20 protein-coding genes are annotated in these 18,995 nt (G+C 44.6%); 8 read left to right on the forward strand and 12 right to left on the reverse strand.

Annotation, left to right across the window (positions count from 1 at the left end; translation table 11 throughout):
• Positions 1-83: 83 nt before the first annotated feature.
• Positions 84-452: a hypothetical protein gene (locus tag VJL_RS23850; RefSeq protein WP_038881798.1), complete on the forward strand. Its 369-nt coding sequence runs from the start codon at positions 84-86 to the stop codon at positions 450-452.
• Between the two features lie 226 nt (positions 453-678).
• On the opposite strand, the gene VJL_RS23855 is transcribed toward VJL_RS23850, so the two are convergent.
• The 7 genes from VJL_RS23855 to VJL_RS23885 form a co-directional block, all read right to left on the reverse strand.
• A complete protein-coding gene (locus VJL_RS23855; RefSeq protein WP_038881799.1) occupies positions 679-1,569 on the reverse strand; it encodes a sigma-70 family RNA polymerase sigma factor in 891 nt (296 codons plus the stop codon).
• Positions 1,570-1,859: 290 nt separating this feature from the next.
• Positions 1,860-3,119, reverse strand: a complete 1,260-nt coding sequence (locus tag VJL_RS23860; RefSeq protein WP_038881800.1) for a hypothetical protein — start codon at positions 3,117-3,119, stop codon at positions 1,860-1,862.
• Complete coding sequence (locus VJL_RS23865) at positions 3,112-3,825, reverse strand: ABC transporter ATP-binding protein (protein ID WP_038881801.1); 714 nt, start codon at positions 3,823-3,825, stop codon at positions 3,112-3,114. The genes VJL_RS23860 and VJL_RS23865 overlap by 8 nt, the downstream gene beginning before the upstream one ends.
• Entirely contained in the window at positions 3,825-5,060 is a 1,236-nt protein-coding gene (locus VJL_RS23870; protein WP_038881802.1) for an ABC transporter permease, read from the reverse strand. Before VJL_RS23870 ends, VJL_RS23865 begins: the two co-directional genes overlap by 1 nt.
• On the reverse strand, positions 5,050-6,279 hold the full coding sequence (locus VJL_RS23875) for an ABC transporter permease (protein ID WP_038881803.1): 1,230 nt from the start codon (positions 6,277-6,279) through the stop codon (positions 5,050-5,052). Before VJL_RS23875 ends, VJL_RS23870 begins: the two co-directional genes overlap by 11 nt.
• Positions 6,280-6,345: 66 nt before the next feature.
• Positions 6,346-7,092: an outer membrane lipoprotein-sorting protein gene (locus VJL_RS23880; RefSeq protein ID WP_038881805.1), complete on the reverse strand. Its 747-nt coding sequence runs from the start codon at positions 7,090-7,092 to the stop codon at positions 6,346-6,348.
• A gap of 116 nt (positions 7,093-7,208) precedes the next feature.
• Positions 7,209-8,651, reverse strand: coding sequence for a transporter substrate-binding domain-containing diguanylate cyclase (locus VJL_RS23885; RefSeq protein ID WP_038881806.1), 1,443 nt, complete (start codon positions 8,649-8,651; stop codon positions 7,209-7,211).
• 362 nt (positions 8,652-9,013) lie between these two features.
• Here VJL_RS23885 and VJL_RS23890 point away from each other — a divergent pair, with 362 nt between their 5' ends.
• Positions 9,014-10,177 (forward strand): threonine/serine exporter family protein, encoded by a 1,164-nt coding sequence (locus tag VJL_RS23890; RefSeq protein ID WP_038867439.1) that lies wholly within the window; start codon positions 9,014-9,016, stop codon positions 10,175-10,177.
• On the opposite strand, the gene VJL_RS23895 is transcribed toward VJL_RS23890, so the two are convergent.
• Positions 10,149-10,433 (reverse strand): alternative ribosome-rescue factor A, encoded by a 285-nt coding sequence (locus tag VJL_RS23895; protein ID WP_038881808.1) that lies wholly within the window; start codon positions 10,431-10,433, stop codon positions 10,149-10,151. The genes VJL_RS23890 and VJL_RS23895 overlap by 29 nt on opposite strands.
• A 368-nt stretch (positions 10,434-10,801) precedes the next feature.
• Between VJL_RS23895 and VJL_RS23900 the strand changes: the two genes are divergently transcribed.
• The 4 genes from VJL_RS23900 to VJL_RS23915 all read left to right on the forward strand — a co-directional run bounded on the left by VJL_RS23900 (position 10,802) and on the right by VJL_RS23915 (position 12,647).
• The gene (locus tag VJL_RS23900) at positions 10,802-11,011 is read left to right on the forward strand and encodes a cold-shock protein (RefSeq protein WP_005433440.1); all 210 of its coding nucleotides are present in this window, start codon (positions 10,802-10,804) and stop codon (positions 11,009-11,011) included.
• A gap of 73 nt (positions 11,012-11,084) precedes the next feature.
• Positions 11,085-11,630, forward strand: a complete 546-nt coding sequence (locus tag VJL_RS23905; RefSeq protein WP_038881810.1) for a YaeQ family protein — start codon at positions 11,085-11,087, stop codon at positions 11,628-11,630.
• Entirely contained in the window at positions 11,617-12,159 is a 543-nt protein-coding gene (locus VJL_RS23910) for a hypothetical protein (RefSeq protein WP_038881811.1), read from the forward strand. Before VJL_RS23905 ends, VJL_RS23910 begins: the two co-directional genes overlap by 14 nt.
• Positions 12,160-12,287: 128 nt before the next feature.
• Positions 12,288-12,647, forward strand: coding sequence for a glutaredoxin family protein (locus tag VJL_RS23915; protein WP_038867434.1), 360 nt, complete (start codon positions 12,288-12,290; stop codon positions 12,645-12,647).
• Between the two features lie 79 nt (positions 12,648-12,726).
• Here the strand turns inward: VJL_RS23915 and VJL_RS23920 are convergent, their stop codons facing one another.
• On the reverse strand, positions 12,727-13,353 hold the full coding sequence (locus tag VJL_RS23920; RefSeq protein ID WP_038881812.1) for an OmpA family protein: 627 nt from the start codon (positions 13,351-13,353) through the stop codon (positions 12,727-12,729).
• A gap of 370 nt (positions 13,354-13,723) precedes the next feature.
• On the opposite strand from VJL_RS23920, the gene VJL_RS23925 reads away from it, so the two are divergent.
• Both VJL_RS23925 and bamJ read left to right on the forward strand, forming a co-directional pair.
• Complete coding sequence (locus tag VJL_RS23925; protein ID WP_038881813.1) at positions 13,724-14,356, forward strand: thiol:disulfide interchange protein DsbA/DsbL; 633 nt, start codon at positions 13,724-13,726, stop codon at positions 14,354-14,356.
• A gap of 14 nt (positions 14,357-14,370) precedes the next feature.
• Complete coding sequence (bamJ, locus tag VJL_RS23930; RefSeq protein ID WP_038881814.1) at positions 14,371-14,844, forward strand: BamJ family beta-barrel-assembly machinery protein; 474 nt, start codon at positions 14,371-14,373, stop codon at positions 14,842-14,844.
• 85 nt (positions 14,845-14,929) lie between these two features.
• Here bamJ and VJL_RS23935 read toward each other — a convergent pair whose 3' ends face one another.
• Genes VJL_RS23935 through VJL_RS23945 form a run of 3 tightly spaced genes read right to left on the reverse strand, consistent with a single transcriptional unit; the run spans position 14,930 to position 18,967 of the window.
• A complete protein-coding gene (locus VJL_RS23935; RefSeq protein WP_227741162.1) occupies positions 14,930-15,868 on the reverse strand; it encodes a hypothetical protein in 939 nt (312 codons plus the stop codon).
• Positions 15,858-18,257, reverse strand: coding sequence for a fimbria/pilus outer membrane usher protein (locus VJL_RS23940; RefSeq protein WP_038881815.1), 2,400 nt, complete (start codon positions 18,255-18,257; stop codon positions 15,858-15,860). The genes VJL_RS23935 and VJL_RS23940 overlap by 11 nt, the downstream gene beginning before the upstream one ends.
• A gap of 47 nt (positions 18,258-18,304) precedes the next feature.
• Entirely contained in the window at positions 18,305-18,967 is a 663-nt protein-coding gene (locus VJL_RS23945; RefSeq protein ID WP_038881816.1) for a fimbrial biogenesis chaperone, read from the reverse strand.
• Positions 18,968-18,995: the final 28 nt, after the last annotated feature.

The following is an 18,995-nucleotide window of genomic DNA, read 5'->3' on the forward strand; positions in this document are numbered from 1 at the left end:
CTCTTTAATCAGACAGATACAATTGACAAAGATATAAACCAGAGAGATGATTCGACCGAGATTTAGAGGTATTTAGGATTCAGATGTATACATTTGTTGCTGACAAATTGGATGTGGTTTATTTATCAGCGATACCGGAAAACCACACATTACAGGACTTTGATGTGCCTGAAGAAGAACTCGAAATCCGCGAGATTGTCGAGGTGTGGTACGAGTGTGCATTTTTGCCTGATTTCAATCTCGAGCAAATCGACATCGCAAACAAAGCGGAGCTAGTGGCAACACAAACTCAAGTGGTGAACAACTACACGAGCACCCTCGCTTTCTTACTCAAGAGCAGAGTGTATCGAGCTGCTCTTAACCGCGTGTTGAGTATCTGGACACTCGAACCCTCCGCGAAAACACAACTTGAGTTACTGCTTTTTGCCGAAGAACAAGCAAAGACCAACTGAGCAACACGCAGATAGAAAAAAGCCAGCAACGACGCTGGCTTTTTAGAAGCTATTTATCGGTGTTTATACCAATCACAGTAAGTAGGTTATCAAAGTTAGCGCAGGAAAAACGCTTGAGAACAAGGCTAAAATTTTCGATAAGTAGTGATTCTACAATTAAAATTTTAAACGACGTTATCGAGCGTTTTAACCAGCTAGATTGATCACTTATTTGCTACGATTGGTATTAAACCCATCCATCAAACTGAAGACGTTTTTGTATTCGCTCTACCGCCTCTTTCTGCATTTGTCTCACGCGTTCGTTAGAGACATTCAGTAAGTCCCCGACTTCAGCTAATGTTTTCACGTTATGTTCAAACAAGCCAAAACGATGAATAAGCACTTGCTGTAACTTTACAGGCAATGTGTTAACGACGTGTTCCAGTGCTTGAGTAAAGCAATAGTCTTCGCAATCTTGCTGTGGATCTGTTGTGTATTCACTTTCGCACTGTTCGAGCACAAATGGCGCATGATTAAGGTCGACAGTCGTTGAAACATCGATAAAACCACTCAACGCAACTAACTCATCAACACGCTCTACCTTTACGCCTGAACAATAGGACAACTCTGAAATCGAGATGTCTTTGCTCATGGTTTTGCTCGCATCATGCTTTTTCGACGCAAGGCTATTTATCTCTTTACAAACGTGAGCAGGTAAACGTACCGTGCGACCGTTGTTCATTAATGCCGCTTCAATGTTTTCGCGAATCCACCACACTGCGTAAGTTGAAAAGCGATAACCCGGCTCAGGATCATACTTGTCGATGGCTTTGATCAAGCCAATGTTGCCCTCTTCAATCAAATCAAGCAGCGTGAAGTTGTTGCCAGTACGTTTTAAGTAGCTTTTGGCAATCTTCACCACTAAACGCAAATTAGATTCGATCATCACCTCGCGCGCTTCTTTATCCCCCGCTCGATTGAGTTTGGCATAATGCAGTTCATCTTCTCGAGAGAGTAAATCAATCCCCACGATGTCTTTTAGGTAATGTGCATAAGGATCTTTACCTGCAGAAAGCGTTTCTTTCATTGGCATCTCATCCGTGACACCTCGGGACCTAGCAAAACACTCGTTGTTCATTTCCCCGTCCTTATCAGCCAACTTTACTGGTGTAGCTCTTTGGCTACTTTTCTCCGTGGCTCAATTAATATGCCACCCAACGAATAACATTCGTTTTACGTTGAGTGTAGACAAGGCTTTTTAGCTTTACCAAGAAATTGCATTTAATTTCATATCAACCCTGCACTCAACTGTCAAAGCGTGAGCGGGTTGGCATTTATGGAGCAGCATTCAGTATCGTATTTACATCAGAGTTGATAGAAGAGTTTCACTTACTAACTGCTAAATAAATTCACTTTTAAAACATATATTTAAAAACTGTATTTAATATTAGCAAACAACAAAGTCGCAGGTACTTCGCCAAACAAACTGCCACTGCTACCGTTAAAGCTTTGGATTACCGTGAACAATTGCCAGTCATTAGCGAGGGAGTAGTTACTCGATATCCCAAGGAAATAGGAATGATCGTCGTAGTAACTGGTTGAGAGAGTGACGCGGTTTAGAGGCGTTAAGTCAAAGCTCACATCGGCATACCATGTATTTCGTGTAAAGCTCAACGTTTTTGCATCGAGAGGAAGGTTCAAATACGCCAATGCGCTTGATGCATCTTGCGGCTCAGAGATAAATAACCACGCTGCACGCCCCATCCAGCTGCGTTTGCCGCCAAAGCTGTAATCCGATTCAATACTGGCAACTGTGGTCTTTTTGGTCGGTTCACCCTCAAATTCTGGATCAATGGGGTCAAACCATGTGAGCTCTCCACGAAAACCCGCATCAAACACATCCGTTGCAAAACCAGCACCGAGTAAGTAATCCATCCGAGCTCGCCCTGCAATAAACTGATAATCCCATCCCGATTGATTGGCGAAATAACGCAGTGAGGCACTGTCTTGCCCTGACTGACGAGCTGGTGAAAACACCAAATCTACGCCGTCGGCAAAGCTCAGCTTTCTGCTCAGCATGACCGCATCCGTGCCTGCCCGCTCTTCATAGTCAAAATCGTAAATCGAATACGCATTGTAGATATCGTTTGGATTCCATATCGTATTCATCGACCAATTGATACGAAAGCGCCCTAGTTGCGCTCCCCAGTCATTTTGCTGCCAAGTGAGATATAGACGATCAAGCTGACTGTTAATGACCACATCATCTTCATGCCAGTTTTTGCTCAAATCCATGTAACCAGAATCCAACGCAACCAAATCGGCATAGCCAGGAAAGTCGGTAGAATCGCCCCAAAGTGCTCGATTTCGTAGCCCAACATTCACACGCCAACTAGAGGAAAAACGGTATTCAAAGTTAAGTCGATTGTGTATCAGGTTATCGAACGTATTATCCGTTCCATCAGGAATACTGTAGGTTGCCATGTATTTGATGTAACCATCCAAATCCCATGACTTTTGAGGCTCTAATCCGGGAACAGCAGACAAGGCAGAACCAGCCTGAAGACTGAGCAATGAAAGACTTAACGCCTTAATAAACACTGCATTTACTTTTGTGCAGGGCAAGCAAGTATGTAATCGGAGAGTTTTGGTGCAAGTCGCAGACAAATAGGAAACAGCTCTATGCATGCGACCTCTCTGCGCGATTATCAATATTGCTGAAATCACGCGCTAAACGACCGTCTTCAAACACGATAATCCGGTGAGCACGTTTTATCACACGCGGATCGTGGGTCGAGAAGATAAACGTCGTTCCCTCTTGTTCGCTAAGCTGCTCCATAATGTCGAGCAGCTCAGCGGTGCTTTGGGCGTCTAGATTGGCAGTAGGTTCGTCCGCCATGACAAAACGAGGCTTCGGCGCTAAAGCACGAGCAACCGCAACACGCTGCTGCTGCCCGCCGGACATTTTACCTGGCACCTTATTCATCTGTTCCGCTAACCCTACTTGTTCAAGCAAGGACGTCGCACGTTCACGACACTCTCGCTCAGTTTTACCTTGCAGGTGCATGACGAATTCCACATTCTCAAGCGCGGTTAACACAGGTAACAAACTGTAGTCTTGGAAGATGAAGCCTATATTATCGCGCCGATAGGCAATCAGTTCTTTTTCTGACATCGATGAAATCATGCAACCGTCGATTTCCACTTTGCCAGAGCTTGGGGCATCAATACCGCCAATCATGTTCAGTAACGTCGTTTTACCCGAACCAGATGGCCCCATGATCGCAACAAATTCACCCTGCTTAATCTCTAAGTCTACCGACTGCACTGCGTGCACAGGGTAATCACCATCGGCGTTGTAAATCTTAGTTAGGTTTTCTAGTTTGATGGTCATTAGCTTTTCTCCGCCATGGTATCCACAGGTCGATGCTTCAAAATTTGTCGTGCGGGATACAGGGCTGCGATAAGGCTGGCAACAAAAATCGCGACAATGATCATTTGATATTCCGCTATTGATACCCGTGGATAAAGCAAGGTATCCACGCCATAAGCCCCTAGCCCTTCCGCCATGCCAGCCAGCGACAATCCGGTAACACTTAGCACCTTAAGCATAATTGCACTCCCGAGTAACCCAAGCGCACAACCGCTTAATCCGAGGAACAAGGTTTCGAAAACAATCAACAAGCGTATCTTGTGTTTTTGCATCCCGACAGCCATTAACACACCGAACTCTCGTGTGCGTTCAAACACCGACATCAGCATGATATTGACGATGCCGAGGGTCATCGCCAGCACAAACACCACCAACATCACTTGGTTGGAAACATCCATCGTGCTCATCATGGTAGAGAGCAAAGGTTGGATCTCCTGCCAAGGTCTCACACTGAGCAAGTCTTTACTCTCCGGCGGCAAAATAGAATGAGTGAACGCCAGTAACTGCTTGAGCTCAGCATCGTCATTAGAAGTAAGGAGTATCGCGATTTCGTGCGTGCCACTCAGCCCCGCTACCTTTTCAAGATCCGCTTTTCGGACGTAAACATTCCCGTCATCAAACCCTGTCGATGGTGTTTTGAATATACCTCGAACACGAAACGCCGCCCCTGCAACCTCCCCGTTCACATCAGACAGAGTAAGTACCACTTTGGAGCCAACGCGTAGCTTCAATCGTTCGGCTATCTTGCTCGAAACCAAAATCGGATTTCTACCTTCTTCACTCAGCCATTCCCCGTCGACAATATGTTTCGAGAGTGGCGTGATGTTTTGCTCTTGCTCGATATTAACGCCGTTGATGCGAATACCACGTGTACTGCGCGCCGACGCTATCATGCCATCTGCTAGAAATCGCTCAGAGATGGCTTTCACTTCTCGGTTACTCGCCAACACTTTGGTTATCTTATCCGCATCGGGAATTACATCTTTAAGCTCAGGATTGACCAAATAGGACTTTTGCTGGATCTTCAAATGACTGGTTTGCCAAGAGATGGCGTTCTTGATCATGCTATCGACCAAGCCATTCATGAACCCCATCATGGCAACCACGCCCATCAGGCCAAATACCATGGCTCCGAGCATAATTGAGGTTCTCAACTTGTTGCGCCACAAGTTACGCCAAGCCAACTTAACCAGCATGAGCACCTCCTTTTAGCCCTGCCGCAATGGGCATTCGAAACATGCGAGCCATTGGGTAAAGCAGACATAACAAAAGAATGAACAGCACGACGGCGATTTGATTGAGCAGTAAGTATGGGGCGAGCGAAACGGGCACAATAGGTTCAAAACCACTTTCGCGCATGAGCTTGGCAGCATCGCCGGTAATTTCGATTGGATTAAAGTAGAAATACCCCAACACAGGGGCACTCACGATAAGCCCAATAAGGATGCCAATGACGGACATAAACAGAGACTCTATCGTGAGCAGAAGGACGAGCTTGGAGCGCAACATTCCGGTTGCCAGCATGACGGCGAACTCGCGCTGGCGTTCCAATGTCGTCATCAAGATTGTCGCGAACAAGCCAAAACCAACAATACCGTAGAGAATGTAAATCAAGAAAATGCCGCCCGCTTTATCCAAGGCGATTTGCTGTGCCATTTCAGGCGACAGCTCTTTCCAATCTTTCACGGCTACGTTATCGCCATACTCGGCTTTAAGCTGTTCAACAGTATCAGGTAGATCTCTTAGACTCTCAGTATTTAAAACCCATGCGGTGACTTGGTCATCCAATGAATACAGGTTTTGCGCAGTATCGAGCGGCATGTACACCAACTGAGAATCAAGCTGCTGCAAAGGAAAATGAAGAATGCCCGAGATTTGATACAAACCTGCCGCGGTCTGTCCTCGATAACCGGCACCGTAAAGTACTAATTCATCGCCAACCTTGAGTTGTAAATAATTCGCTAAACCACCACCAACTAGCACTGATTTTTGCCCCGATTGGATGTAGCTTCCCTCAATCAACTTGTCGCTGATATTGGAGTACCGGTCTTCAGCTTCAGACTCAACGCCTAGTACCATCACGCCTTTTGAGCGTTCGTCTTTTGCGGCTAAAGCAAAAGACTCTACCCGAGGCAATACCACATCAATATTGGGATTGTTTTTCGCCGCTGAAATGAAGGTGTTGGTTTGCGGTAAGACATCATCAATGCTGGAAGAGTCACCAAACTCGGGGTTTTGCAGTTGAATCAACCCGGTATAAAACTTGGCGGCATTTTTGATATTGGACGTGTAACTCCCTTCTTGAAACGCTCGCGTAATAAGCGAAAGAAACAGCACCAATGCCAACGCAGACGCCGTCAGTAGTGTCCTGCGCTTTTGTCGCCAGAGGTTTCGCCAAGCCAGTTTCACAAGCATTGATTCGCTTCCTTCCGTTGATATTTGATTATCCGTTTCTTCTTTTAGCCGTTCGCTCACCCAAACTTAGTCGCGCAGCGATTTCATCTGTTGCTGAGAGAAAAAACTGTCATCGATATCAAAATCAAACTGCGCTTGGTGAGTAATGAGTACGGTTTTGTTTTCTGGCTTATCAAGCGGCTGCATTTCCATTCTGGTTGCTAATTTTCTCCCGCCGAGCTCTTTCACGTCATAAGTCGTCATGACGTTTACTCGCTCATCAAACTCATCGTAGAATTCCACTTTGCGCTGCAGGTAGGTGGATTGAGATATCCACAACGTGACTTTGCTCCAAACCACGGGAGCATCGGGCTTAGCAACCGCATCTATCACCCAAACCTTGTCGCCATCAAATGTATCCTCGCCTTTCAATTGATGCTGATAATCGACCACAATGGAAGACTGGTTGATCAAGTCATCGTTGGTGAAGTCTGAGCCCATCCACGACTGGCTCAACATAGATGGCGCAATTTTGATGACGCGTTCAATACTCGGCACCCAATTCCACATTTCGCGCTGGCGTTTCAACGAGGCACTTCCTTTGTCCTTGGCCGGTGCTGTCACTAATACGAGCGATAAATCCGTTCCTTTAGTCCAACTTTTCATTGTCATTGAACGTGTCCAATCAGGCCGAACAATCTCCATTGTTGATTCGCTGTAGCTCGAGTCGCCTCGCATTGCTTGATCTGACTTTTTAACAATGTCGGAGGCACTTTCCGCATGCAAAGAACATGAAGCAGTAACACACAGTAGAGATAATAAGGCTTTATACATGACATACCTCAATGTTAGAAAAACAATGATTTACTAAAAAAATAACAATGAAAACAGTAGGTTCAAATCAGTATAGCAAGCAAGATGGAGGGGGTAGCGAGAGGTGGTTCAAAGTTTTACTGAACCTTACGAAGTAACGGCTCAACGTTAGTTCTATTAATGATCTGAAAAACAGCGCGGTTCTTACCATTGGCCTTACCGCAATACATAAGTTGATCTGCGTCTTGTAAACTTAATTTTGCATCGAATGTTGGATAGAAAGCGCATCCTAGGCTGACACTAACGTGCATAGTTTTTCCATCTAGCAATATGGGAAAATCGTTTATCCGAGCACAAATTTCCCTAGCAAGCACTTCTGCTTCTTCCGCGGAGAGTGCTGCTGTCACCAAAGCGAATTCTTCACCACCAATACGAGCAAGCGTCATGCGCTCATCAATAACGGATTGCGCGGTATTCGCAACCGCGACGATCGCTTTGTCCCCAACTAGGTGACCAAACTGGTCGTTAATCGACTTAAAGTCATCGATATCAAACACCATCACAGTCAAGTTGCTGCGAATGGCGCTCAGCGTAGAAAGTTGCTCTATCAAATGACGGCGGTTGTAGAGCTTTGTCAAAGGATCAGTCAGGGTCAATTCGAATAATTGTTGGTTGGCGAGCGTTAACTGCCGAGTTCGTAACTCGACAGTTCGTTTTAATGAAAAGATATGAAACATTGCAGCGATGATAAGAGCAAAAACGGCAACGGGGACAAGGTAAGTGGGGTATACGGTTTTCACATGTATCCAGCGGCTTAAGATGCGATCTTTATCCGTTTCTAGCACTCGTTCAAAGGCATGTGAAATTTTTGCAATGGACATAGGGCTGCCAACACCTGCTGCAATTCTTAAGTCTTTACTATAAAGATGCAACGCAGGAACGAATGTCAGGCCCCCTGGCACGGTTGCCATGTAAAAATTAGTGACTTGCATATCAGCTACGAATAGGAAAATTTTCTTCTCTGCCGCGGCACGCAGCATCGCATCATTATTTGCATAAAGGGTGAGTGTTGCTTTCGGGTATCTTTGCCGTACAAAGAACTCTTCGTAGCCACCTTTTACGATGCCCACTTCCATTGCCGAGTCGCCCTTAAGCACCGCATTGATTTCAAGGCCCAGTATGTCCTTGTTGATATACAGTTGGGTATCAATTGGCATGATCACCGAGCCAAAGTCTAAATAGGTATCCCTCTCTCGTGAATAAATCAACCCAGCATGAATATCAGCCTTGCCCTCTTTCACGGCTTGTAACGATGCTTCCCAGTCTAAGAGTAGAAATTCTACGTGTAGATGATTTCGAGCTGCAAATTCTTTCCAAAAGTCGATAAGAATGCCTTGAGGTTCACCATCTGGCGTTAGGTAAGAAAAAGGTTTCCACGCTTTAGAATTGGCGACAACAAGTGTATCTTGCTGCGAATCATGGCTATAACAAGCAGCACTGTACAACACCGTCATCACCAGCGTTAAAAAGAGCAGCTTTGTGCTTTTCCAACCATAAGAACTATAACGTATGAGGTACATACAAACTTTCGCCAACCTTAGGTTCATCTCGTCTAAGACTTCAATCGAACCTAAGATATAGCAGAGACTTATCAAACTGGTAGAACACCTTATTGATATGAATCTAAATTAATACATATTTTCTCAAAAATGATACTTTTTAGCTATTCGTTACTGCCAATTGATAAGCCTTTGTGATGAATTTTATATCGAGAATAGTATGGTAGAACTCAAACGTTTGCTTAGAATTTTTATGCAGCAGCGAAAACACCTGACATAGCCCACAAAAAAACATAAAAAATGTAATGATTATTCGCTCGATAACTGTGGTTTTTGTTAACTTACGCGCAATTTTTTTGTGACCCGAATTTTTCGCTTTCGCTATGCCTTCTCAATATAGAATTAACAAAATCGTCGAAATTGGCGATACATTGCACCGCAGTGGTTGCGCACCATACAAGGTAGAGAAGTACACTCAACACTATGCTCAAAAGCATGGCGTCGATGTGATGATCCAAGCGACACCGACTGCGATCAACTATCAATTTCCCGATGACAACAACGCTGTGGTTCTTAAGCGCCTAAAACCTGCCTCTATTAATCTAAGCTTGTTAGCGAACACCATTATTCGGATCAACCAACCGAGTAGCGACCCCGTTCCTGAACCTGCGGGCTATCCGCCTTGGGTCATTGCGCTTGCGAACATGGGCATACCGCCAGCGTATTTAATGTTAGTTGGTAGCACATTAGAAGCGGTTGGTTTTGCATTTTTACTCGGTTTTATGGTGTGGGGCTGTCAGCAGGTCTGTCGGGCTCGACGAGCAATAGCCGTCGAGTTCATCGCCGCCCTATTTACAGGCATCATCGTTGCCTATCTTTCCAGCACAGGTTTACCTATACCCGTTTGGGCATTGTGCATCGCGACTATTGTCTTATTTGTGCCGGGACTATCTATCGCCAACTCACTTGAATGTTTAGCATTTAATGATTTGGTTTCCGGAACGAGTTTACTCGGACAATGCGCACTCACATTGATCAAACTGTTTGTCGGCATCACTATGGGTCTCAATATTGGCGAGGCGATTTGGGGGCAAGCCCAGTCCATCGCGTATACCAACGAGATCCCGATTTGGATGCACATCAGCGGCTTATTTTTAATCTCTGCTTGTTTGGGTGTGATTTTTAATGCCCGTCTGATCGATATTCTATTGGGCTTACCCGTTGCTATGCTCGGGATGTGGGGACCTTTCTACCTTGGATTTGAAAGTGGTTGGGTGGTAGGCACATGGGTAACAACCGTGTTGATCACGTTGTACGGTACATGGATAGCGAAAAAGATGGAGTTAACGGGGTCCATTTACATTGTCCAAGGCATCATCATTTTGGTTCCAGGCAGTCGCGTGTTGGTTAGCGCAAGTCAATCTGTGTTTGAACAATCAATTCTACCAATACCAAGTATTGGTCTTTCTGCCCTGTTTATGTTCTCGGCCATCGTTGCTGGACAAATCACCGCTTACTCTATCTACTCGCCAAAAATTGAACGCTAGCCAACATCGATTCTTCAGCCATGAAAAAAGCCCTATTCAAAATCCACTGTAGTGAAAACTTTGAATAGGGCTCTTTGCCTCTATGTTTCGCTTTTCTGTTAAAACTGCCTTTCCCTTTCTTTGCTTTTACTACTCGAGTTTTGAATAGTTGGCTGGTTATTACTGCTTTTAGTGCGTTATCTTTGATTTCGCCTCGGCCGAATTCGGTATCTTGATGACATTCATTCAGCTGAGGAGTCGGTTTTTTCGTTGCCATAAGTCCTCCGCAATGGTCGAACCAGATTGGACAATAATTTTCGAAAATAGTCAAATTTGTAGAATTAAATTCATTTTATTCTTCAAAAACTTCACAACAACGTCATTTATTTGAAATTTCATCAAAAATACAGTGGTTAAAAAGTGACTAAATACAAATATTTGCCCTATAAGCACCAATATATGTTGACTCTGCCTGTATTTAACCTAGACTCTCTCACGGCTAGAAAGAAAGTTCTTTGTTTTCACATTTCGTTGGATTACTCGTAATTCCCCCGTCCTGTGGTACGCAATAGCAATTTATTTTTCCACGCTATAAGCGCCGTATTAGGCGAAGATTTACATAAATTAGATATTTAGGAAATAGACATGTCTAACAAAGCTACTGGTACAGTTAAGTGGTTCAACGAAACTAAAGGCTTCGGCTTCATCCAACAAGAAAACGGTCCTGACGTTTTCGCTCACTTCTCTGCAATCCAAGGTGACGGCTTCCGTACTCTTGTTGAAGGCCAGAAAGTAGAATTCGAAATCACTCAAGGTCAAAAAGGTCCACAAGCTGAGAAAATCACTCTAGTTTAATCCTTTAAGATTTTGATATGGTAGCCAGCTCTAAGCTGGCTATTTTTTTGCCCTTAATTTATTGATACCCCTTATGGCTTTAAAACCGACAATTTACAAGTTTCGTATCGCAATCTCCGATATGAACAACGACCACTACGACTCTAAGAACCTAACCATCGCCCTTCATCCTTCAGAGAAACCACAACGCATGCTCGCGCGTATTTTGGCTTTCTGTCTTAATGCAAAAGATGATTTAGAGTTCACGAAAGGTCTTTCAACAACTGAAGAACCGGATTTGTGGCGGGTGGAAGACGATCAGAGCATCACGCACTGGATCGAAATTGGTGAACCAGAACCGGACCGCATCAAGAAAGCAACCCGCTTAGCAAAACGTGTAAAAGTGTATACCTACAACACAAAAGCATCCGTTTGGTGGGACAAGATGGCAGGCAAATTTGGCATGCTTCCTGTTGATGTGGCAAGTTTGGATTACGACGCTATCGACTTGATTTCACAACACCTTGACCGCGGCACTAGCCTTTCTGTTATGATTACCGGCACCTCAATTTTCGTTGATATAAACGAACAACACGTCGAAGTGACGGTGAAGGAATTACAAAGTAATGACACCTCTTAATGAACTGATCCAAGAAATGGGGTTCAGAAACATCCCTTTCGTTAACGAGCATAAAGCCGCGAGACGACGTTGGACCAAAGAACAAGCCCCATTGTTCATTAGAGTATGTGAAAACAAGCCTGAAACGGCGCCTGCCCTGCATTTACTCGGCCTTTTGACCAAGTCTCATATTGAAGCCAGCGCACTGTACGAGCAGCATTCCACGTCTTCTCAACATATGCAGAAAGCGCTGAGTGATACCTTAGGCGATGAGCATGCAGACAAGTTTACTAATCAGTCCGCAGAAGACTTAATACTCATCACTCACTTATGGCTGTATACGCAAGGCTACTTAAACATGGATTTTAGTCTTGCTCATGATCATGCAGAACAAACTCAAGAAAGCCTTCAGCACGAACTCGTAATTAAACGTATGGATCTCGATGCTTTCCGTACCGACTTAATGCAGAGCTTCTACCTTGGTAAAGAAGCAACCCCAGCCAAATCGAATGGATTATTTGGTTGGTTAAGGCAACTCTTTTCCTCATAAAAAACATGGTTTTGTCAAAACCCGACACCTGCTAGACTACGCCCTACATACATGCAACGATTTCTTAACTATTGAGCTCGTTGCATGCTCGTAAAGGACACTCATCCATTGAACATCAAGGGATCATTATGACGTTTATCCGTTGGATTTTGGGAAAAATCATTTTACTTCTCAATGCTGTATTCTCTCCTCGTGGCGTTAAACGTAGCGAAGAAGCTCAAAAAAGTGTTGACGAAAAAGCCACACATTACGCGCTATACCAATTTGAAGCCTGTCCTTTTTGCGTAAAAGTTCGTCGAGCGATGAAACGCCAGTCAGTAAACATCGAATTGCGTGACGCAAAAAATGACTCAGTACATCGTGAAGCACTGGAGCAAGGTGGCGGTCGCGTTAAAGTACCGTGTCTTCGTATTGAAAAAGATGGCGAGACACAATGGCTTTACGAATCTTCAGACATCGTGACATACATTGAAAAAGAATTTGCCTAGTTCCCCCTAAGAACATTGGCGGATGTAGAAGAGGCACCTATTGGTGCCTCTTTTCTTTGATGCGAAAACATTATTCTGTTTACTGATCCACAATCAACATTAGTTCTACTCGACGGTTACAAGCTTTACCAGTTGACGTCGCGTTGCTGCATTGTGGTACGTATTCTCCAAAGCCACGAGAAAACACGCGCTGGCGCGGTAAACTCGTCGCCAACAATTGCTTCTCGACTTCACGAGCTCGCTTTTCTGACAAACTGTCGTTGAAACTTGCAGCACCTGTACTGTCCGCATGGCCATCAATCACGACATCGACATCCGTTCTGCCTGATAAATAATGACCTAGGTTACGAATCCAATCTTGAGATTGCGAAGAGAGCTTCGCTGAGCCAGTTTGGAAATGAACCTGCTCTTTCAACCGAATCATAAGATGCTCGCCACTGATGGTTTCGTGGGCGATTTGATGCCTATTTAAAAACATCTCCAGTGACATCACGCCCTGTGGCTTTTTTCCCATCGAACTCGTCGCTTGTGTAGTCTGTCTCGGTGCAGAAACATAAGAAGTAGGTGCGTAACCCCACTCTGGATGTCTTAGCTCTGAATTTGTTCGAGGGGCGGTATCAAGAATGTTCCCCCCTGGGACCATGTTAGGATCCATGCTGGTGCATCCGGCTAACATACCGCATGCAACTAAAAACCAATGCTTCATACTGTTACCAACGTAGAATGAATTCCTGCTCACTGTGTCGGCTCAAAATGTCCAAACTTTAGTGCTTTCGTTTTTCTAATCTATTTTCCAAGCACCTATCGTGCCAATGTTTTCTTTTACTCGACAATTTATCGGTGTTTCCAAAGGTTTAACCGCCTATCCCATCATATGCACATCACTAAGTTGCGACCAAATTTTATGAGCTAACATCCGCTAACACGATTTAGGGCAACAAACCACGCGCCATAACTATGTTTTGACTAAACTTTCTTCGATTGTCTCACTTTAGTGTAACAAGCCGTTTTAATGGTTTTCGTTGATAACGTTAACCGATAAACTATCGATAACTTTACAATCTAGAGCGTCACCCATGTTTAAAACCATTTCTAAAGGCGTTGTCCTTTTTGCCGCAGTAGCGGCACTTGCTGCTTGTGATAACGGCAATTCTCAGCCACAACAAGGTAAACAATACGAAGTACTGCCAACATCATTGACGGAATATGACCTAGCCCCACTGACGGAAGTCTTCTCTCTCAACTGTGGTCACTGCCGTACAATGGAAACCTTTGTTCCTCAAATCGAATCACTCACTGAACAGAAAGTGCAAAAAATGCATGTGACGTTCAATGAAAGCGCGCAAATCAGTGCCATCATCTTCTACACAGCGGTTATGCAATTAGATGGCACACCAGACAAAGCATTCATGGAAGAATTGTTTGCAGCAGTCCAAATGGGGTCAGAAGCGACGACTGATGAGCGTCAAGCAGCAGTAGAGAAAGTATTTGAATCTCGTAATTTAATTAGCCCATACCAATTGGACGAAGCTCAACAAGCTGAGCTGTTTAAGTTCATTACAAAGGCAGAAGAAATCACAACTCGTGGTCAGATTAACTCAGTACCTGCCTTTATCGTAAACGGCAAATACCAAGTGATCACTGGTGGTCATGAAACCGTTGAAGCAATGGCAGACACCATCAACTATCTGCTAAAACAACCAAAATAAGACAAGGAGCAATTGTGTCTAAATTTCTGTTTCCTCTTATCATTTTCATCCTAGCTGGCTTTTTTATTTACCGCACTTGGACAAACCATAAAGTCGCAGATGAAAACTTTGCAAAAGGCCAAGCGTTCTTGCTAGAAAACAGCAAAGCCGAAGGCGTCATTACAACAGAAAGTGGCCTACAGTACTTAGTACTAGAAAAAGGCACTGGTGAAGTCCACCCAACAGCGAACAGCAAAGTAAAAGTACACTATCACGGTACACTTATCGACGGTACGGTATTCGATAGCTCAGTAAATCGTGGCGAGCCGATCTCATTTGGTCTTAACCAAGTGATCAAGGGTTGGCAAGAAGGTTTACAGTACATGGTTGTTGGCGAAAAAATCCGCCTGTTCGTGCCAAGTACACTAGGTTACGGGAAAAGTGGCTCAGGCCCAATCCCACCAGCGAGCGTCTTGATTTTCGACGTGGAGCTATTGGATATCCAATAACCTCTCCATAAACTAAAAAACGCCGCGATAATCGCGGCGTTTTTGTTTTATTGGTTTAGCTTATGAACTCAACATCCAATCGTAGTCAGTATGCAATCAAACTTACCGTCATCTCATCTTCATACTGCCCAGCGGTGGCTCCGGGTACGGCTTTGTTTTCAAAAGCCATGTTGAATCGAGTTTGATTACCACGTCGAGTATTTAAAAATATAGGGCTATCTAAGTCGATATTCTGCCCTTGCAACGAAGTGGTATAAGGGACCTTGTGAGTGGGTTTCCTTGTATTAACAAGATGGCCGTTATTCAATGAATTTAGCTCGAGTTTAACCGATGCATTGCTAATCACAATTATATCCAACGCTCTATGATTTTGGTTAGTCAGGTTCCCCATATCCACGGTGATTCTCGCCCCCGATACGGAAATGCGAGAGCTAGACTTAGCTTCAATCCTAGCACGAACGAAAGGCTTTATGGTGTAATCAAGGCTGGCATTTTTGACGACTGCGTCCACTTGCTTACCAAACAGAGACAGTTCAAAATCAGCTCGATAGTTCCCAGGCTGCATGATTTTACCCTCTGGCACTTGCACCCAAAAATCGACCTGTTTGCCACCACGGTTTGGTAATAAAAAATCACCTTGAGGAGTTCTATTTAAGCTTTTTCTTTGTGCGTTCAAAACTGTCGAATTCACCTTACCTTGAGGCCCTGTAACAACCTGCTGCCAACCATTTGATGGTTTGATGGCAATACCATTTACACAGTTGACCAAGCGGTTATCTAATTCGACTTTACCTTGAAACCACAGGGTGTCAGGTTGCGCCACTTTCAGTTTATACGGCACATCATTGATACTCACTTGAAACGAACCCTCACACTGAGCTTCATTGATATCACTTGCCACCACTGATGAAGTAAAAGCGGTCACAAGCAACATTCCTGCGATTGTTAAGACATCACTGCAACTTATCGTGTTCATCCTATTCACCCTTTCCTTAGCAGTACAATGCACTTGATTACTTGTCATTACTCAGCACCACTTTGATTTCGCCCAAATTAATCAAGCTCGAATCAGATTCCGGAATAGTGATAATGATTGGCTGGGTGCTCAAACCGTAAAGTTGAACCAAGTATTTACCGGGACTCAGTCCTTGAATGAAGAAACGCCCTTGTTTGTTTGTGAAAAACTCAATTTGTTCATCATCAACCAACACACGCCCTTGTCGGTACTCGATAGGTTCACCGCTAAGACGCTTCAAATAACCACTCGCGGTGTATGACGCATCGGAACCTATCGTCAACAAATATCCGGTAGCTGCCGCAGGCATTAGCTCAAGTTTGCCATCCCCCCAGTCATAACCAACGGGAGAATCCATCACGTTATAATCCATCGAATAACGAGCATAAGGTTGCGAGATAGAGACCAGACCATCAATGCTTTGGGTTGCTATCGCTGTCGGCCTTCCTTGGGAGTCTACATCTAGATTCGCTGTCGCTTCCCCCAGTGTTGAGTGTACCTCTGCAACGACAAATGGCCCACTGGTTGCACGCCCCCACCCCCAGTCGCCGTCAACCATACCAATTGCTGTCGCTAAGCGTACTGAAGCTTGGTATTGCTCGGAATCTTCTTTTCTCACCACATCACGGCTCACTTCAGACTCGGCTCTGAATCGGTTTGCGGTGTAGCTAAGTTGAGCTCGTTGGGTATCACGAAACTCATCCCGCTCAGCTTCAATTCTCACTCCGTAATCACCGACATAGTTCAAACCTTCATTACTAAAATACGCTCGGCTTCGTTCATTCTCACTGTTGTAAGAGAGACCTATACGATTTCCATGCTCATCCGAATACCAATTGTATTCAAAGGTAAACAAGAACCGCGTATCCGGTTCGTTATAACGCTCGGATTCTTCGTATTCGGTACCAGCCCCTACGGTAAAACCACCATGCCGCCAATTGAGCAACACAGAACCTCTCAACTCATCGTCATCCGGCGGAAGTTGCGTGACACGCCCCGTTAAGGTCAGATCTAAATCACTATTGATTTGCCAAAAATAATTCGCGAGATACTGCGTATATGAGTTACCCTCTTGAGACTCTTGCCAAGGCTTACTTTGAAAGTCATCCGATTTTTCAATTGCAAAACGTAAGTTCGGCGACTGGCTTTCGCCACTGCCAAAAATACTATTCTCGTAGTCAAGAGATGTTATCCACCCATCTTCGTCTGAACTTGCAGAGCTGAATGAATAACGCGCGGTGACATTACCGACTGCACTCTTAAATGTCGTCAATGCACCCCAAATTGCCCCTTCTTGGGCATACAAACCGTTGACTCCTGTCGTCAACCAATCGGTAACACCATATTCGATATAGCCTGTTGCCACCCATTCGTCTTGATACTCAACTTGACGATTGTCATAGATGATTGGTTGCCCAACGGAAAAAGAGTAATCAATCAGACCTTTTTTCAACAGCTTAGCGTTATAAAATTGAGTAAAGCGTAATACTTCCTGCTTACCAGAAACATAGTTAACGACAACCGTAATATCATTCGCACCGTTATCTAAAATCAGATTCTTAAGGTTGTAGCGCCCCGGCTCTAATCGCCCACCAGAAATTCGCTCACCGTTGACATAAACTTCCACTTCGGCAGATTCAAGCAGGACAAGCTGCTGGCTGCTCTCTGGGCTTGTCTCACGATCCGGCTGCAAGTCTGCATATCGACTCTCAACAGAAAAACCGCCCAGTAACATTCCATAAATATGCCCGGACTCACCGCTGATCACATCGCCGACAGATGTGCGCATTGGTAGGTTAGGTTTGTCATAAAAAGCAATCCACTCACCTCGGGAAAAATTTGTTGTTTCGTTATCCACTTCGAGGTAATTGGCGAAAAGAAAGTTAACACCATTAGCACCACCGATGTTGCCTTGTGACAGCCAATCCAGCGAAGTGTCCCAAGTCTCAACGCTCTCTTGCCAATAATTGTTATAGGCAAAACTAAAACTATTTAACCAGCTTAGCGAGCCACTTTCGGAGGGAACAAAATCGGGGTAACTAGACGATAGATTTATATCTTGCTCGCTAAGGATTTGCGCAGAGAGGCGGACGTCAATAAACAATGATTCAGTGTTGAGAGTGGCTTCTATACCACGCTCAGCGAGCGTTGCGACATCAACGAATGTTGATGATTCTGAGCCAAAAAACTGCTGCCACCATTCTGGGCTCACTCGCGGCCCAAGCAAATTTTGAAGCACATCAACAGATACGCGTTCTAGAGTCATACCGTGTATTTCAACAGGGAGATCGCCAAGCTGATTTTGCTCATATACTAGGGGCAAAGAGAGGCTGTAAGAGCTTCCCCATACAGCCCCAGAAATAAGGACAGCGATCGATACGACGAATGCGCGCCACATTGTAACCTTCCGTGTATATCAGTGACGTTATAAAAACTGGGGGGTCGTTAGTTCACAAGAAGTGACTCGACGTTCACCAGAACTTTCTGATTTGGTACGAGATATTGCATCGGCAGAACCGGTTCTAATTGTTCCCAGTCCCAACGCTTAGTCTGACCTTGCCAATCAACCGAATAAGTGTGTTTGTTTAGCTCAATAACACTTGAACCTGTATTGCTAATTTTCAGGTTCGGCTTCTTGCCATTGGACACAATGATTTCGCTAGAATAATGGTCTTGCGCATCTTGTGGAGACACAAATACAAGCGCTCCGATTCGGAACAACATCTGTATGGCATCTTTCTCAACTTCATTCGCTTTGAGTGGCAATTGGCTCACGATCAAGCGATAGGATTCTGCCACACCCTTAGGTGCACCAATATATTGCACTTTAATGGTCTGAGATTTCCCCGGTTGAATAAGAACTTGCGGTGGAAAGATCATCAAGTCACCGGTTTCAAGAAGCGACTCTTCATTGTTGAATTCGACCAATCGCTTAACACCAGTCACTTCGATAGGCAGAGGAGCAAGAGAGGTATTGGTTACCTTAAAAAATACCGTCGTCTCTTTCCCTGAATCGGAAAGAAATTGCACCATAGGAAAAAGCTCAAAAGCCAACACTTGGGCTGGCATGTAAATCAAGATAAGAAATAATATTCGAAGTGTTTTCATACAACATAATGGCTGAGGGATGGGCAGA

It is taken from the genome of Vibrio jasicida CAIM 1864 = LMG 25398, from assembly GCF_000400365.1.
GTDB lineage: Bacteria > Pseudomonadota > Gammaproteobacteria > Enterobacterales > Vibrionaceae > Vibrio > Vibrio jasicida.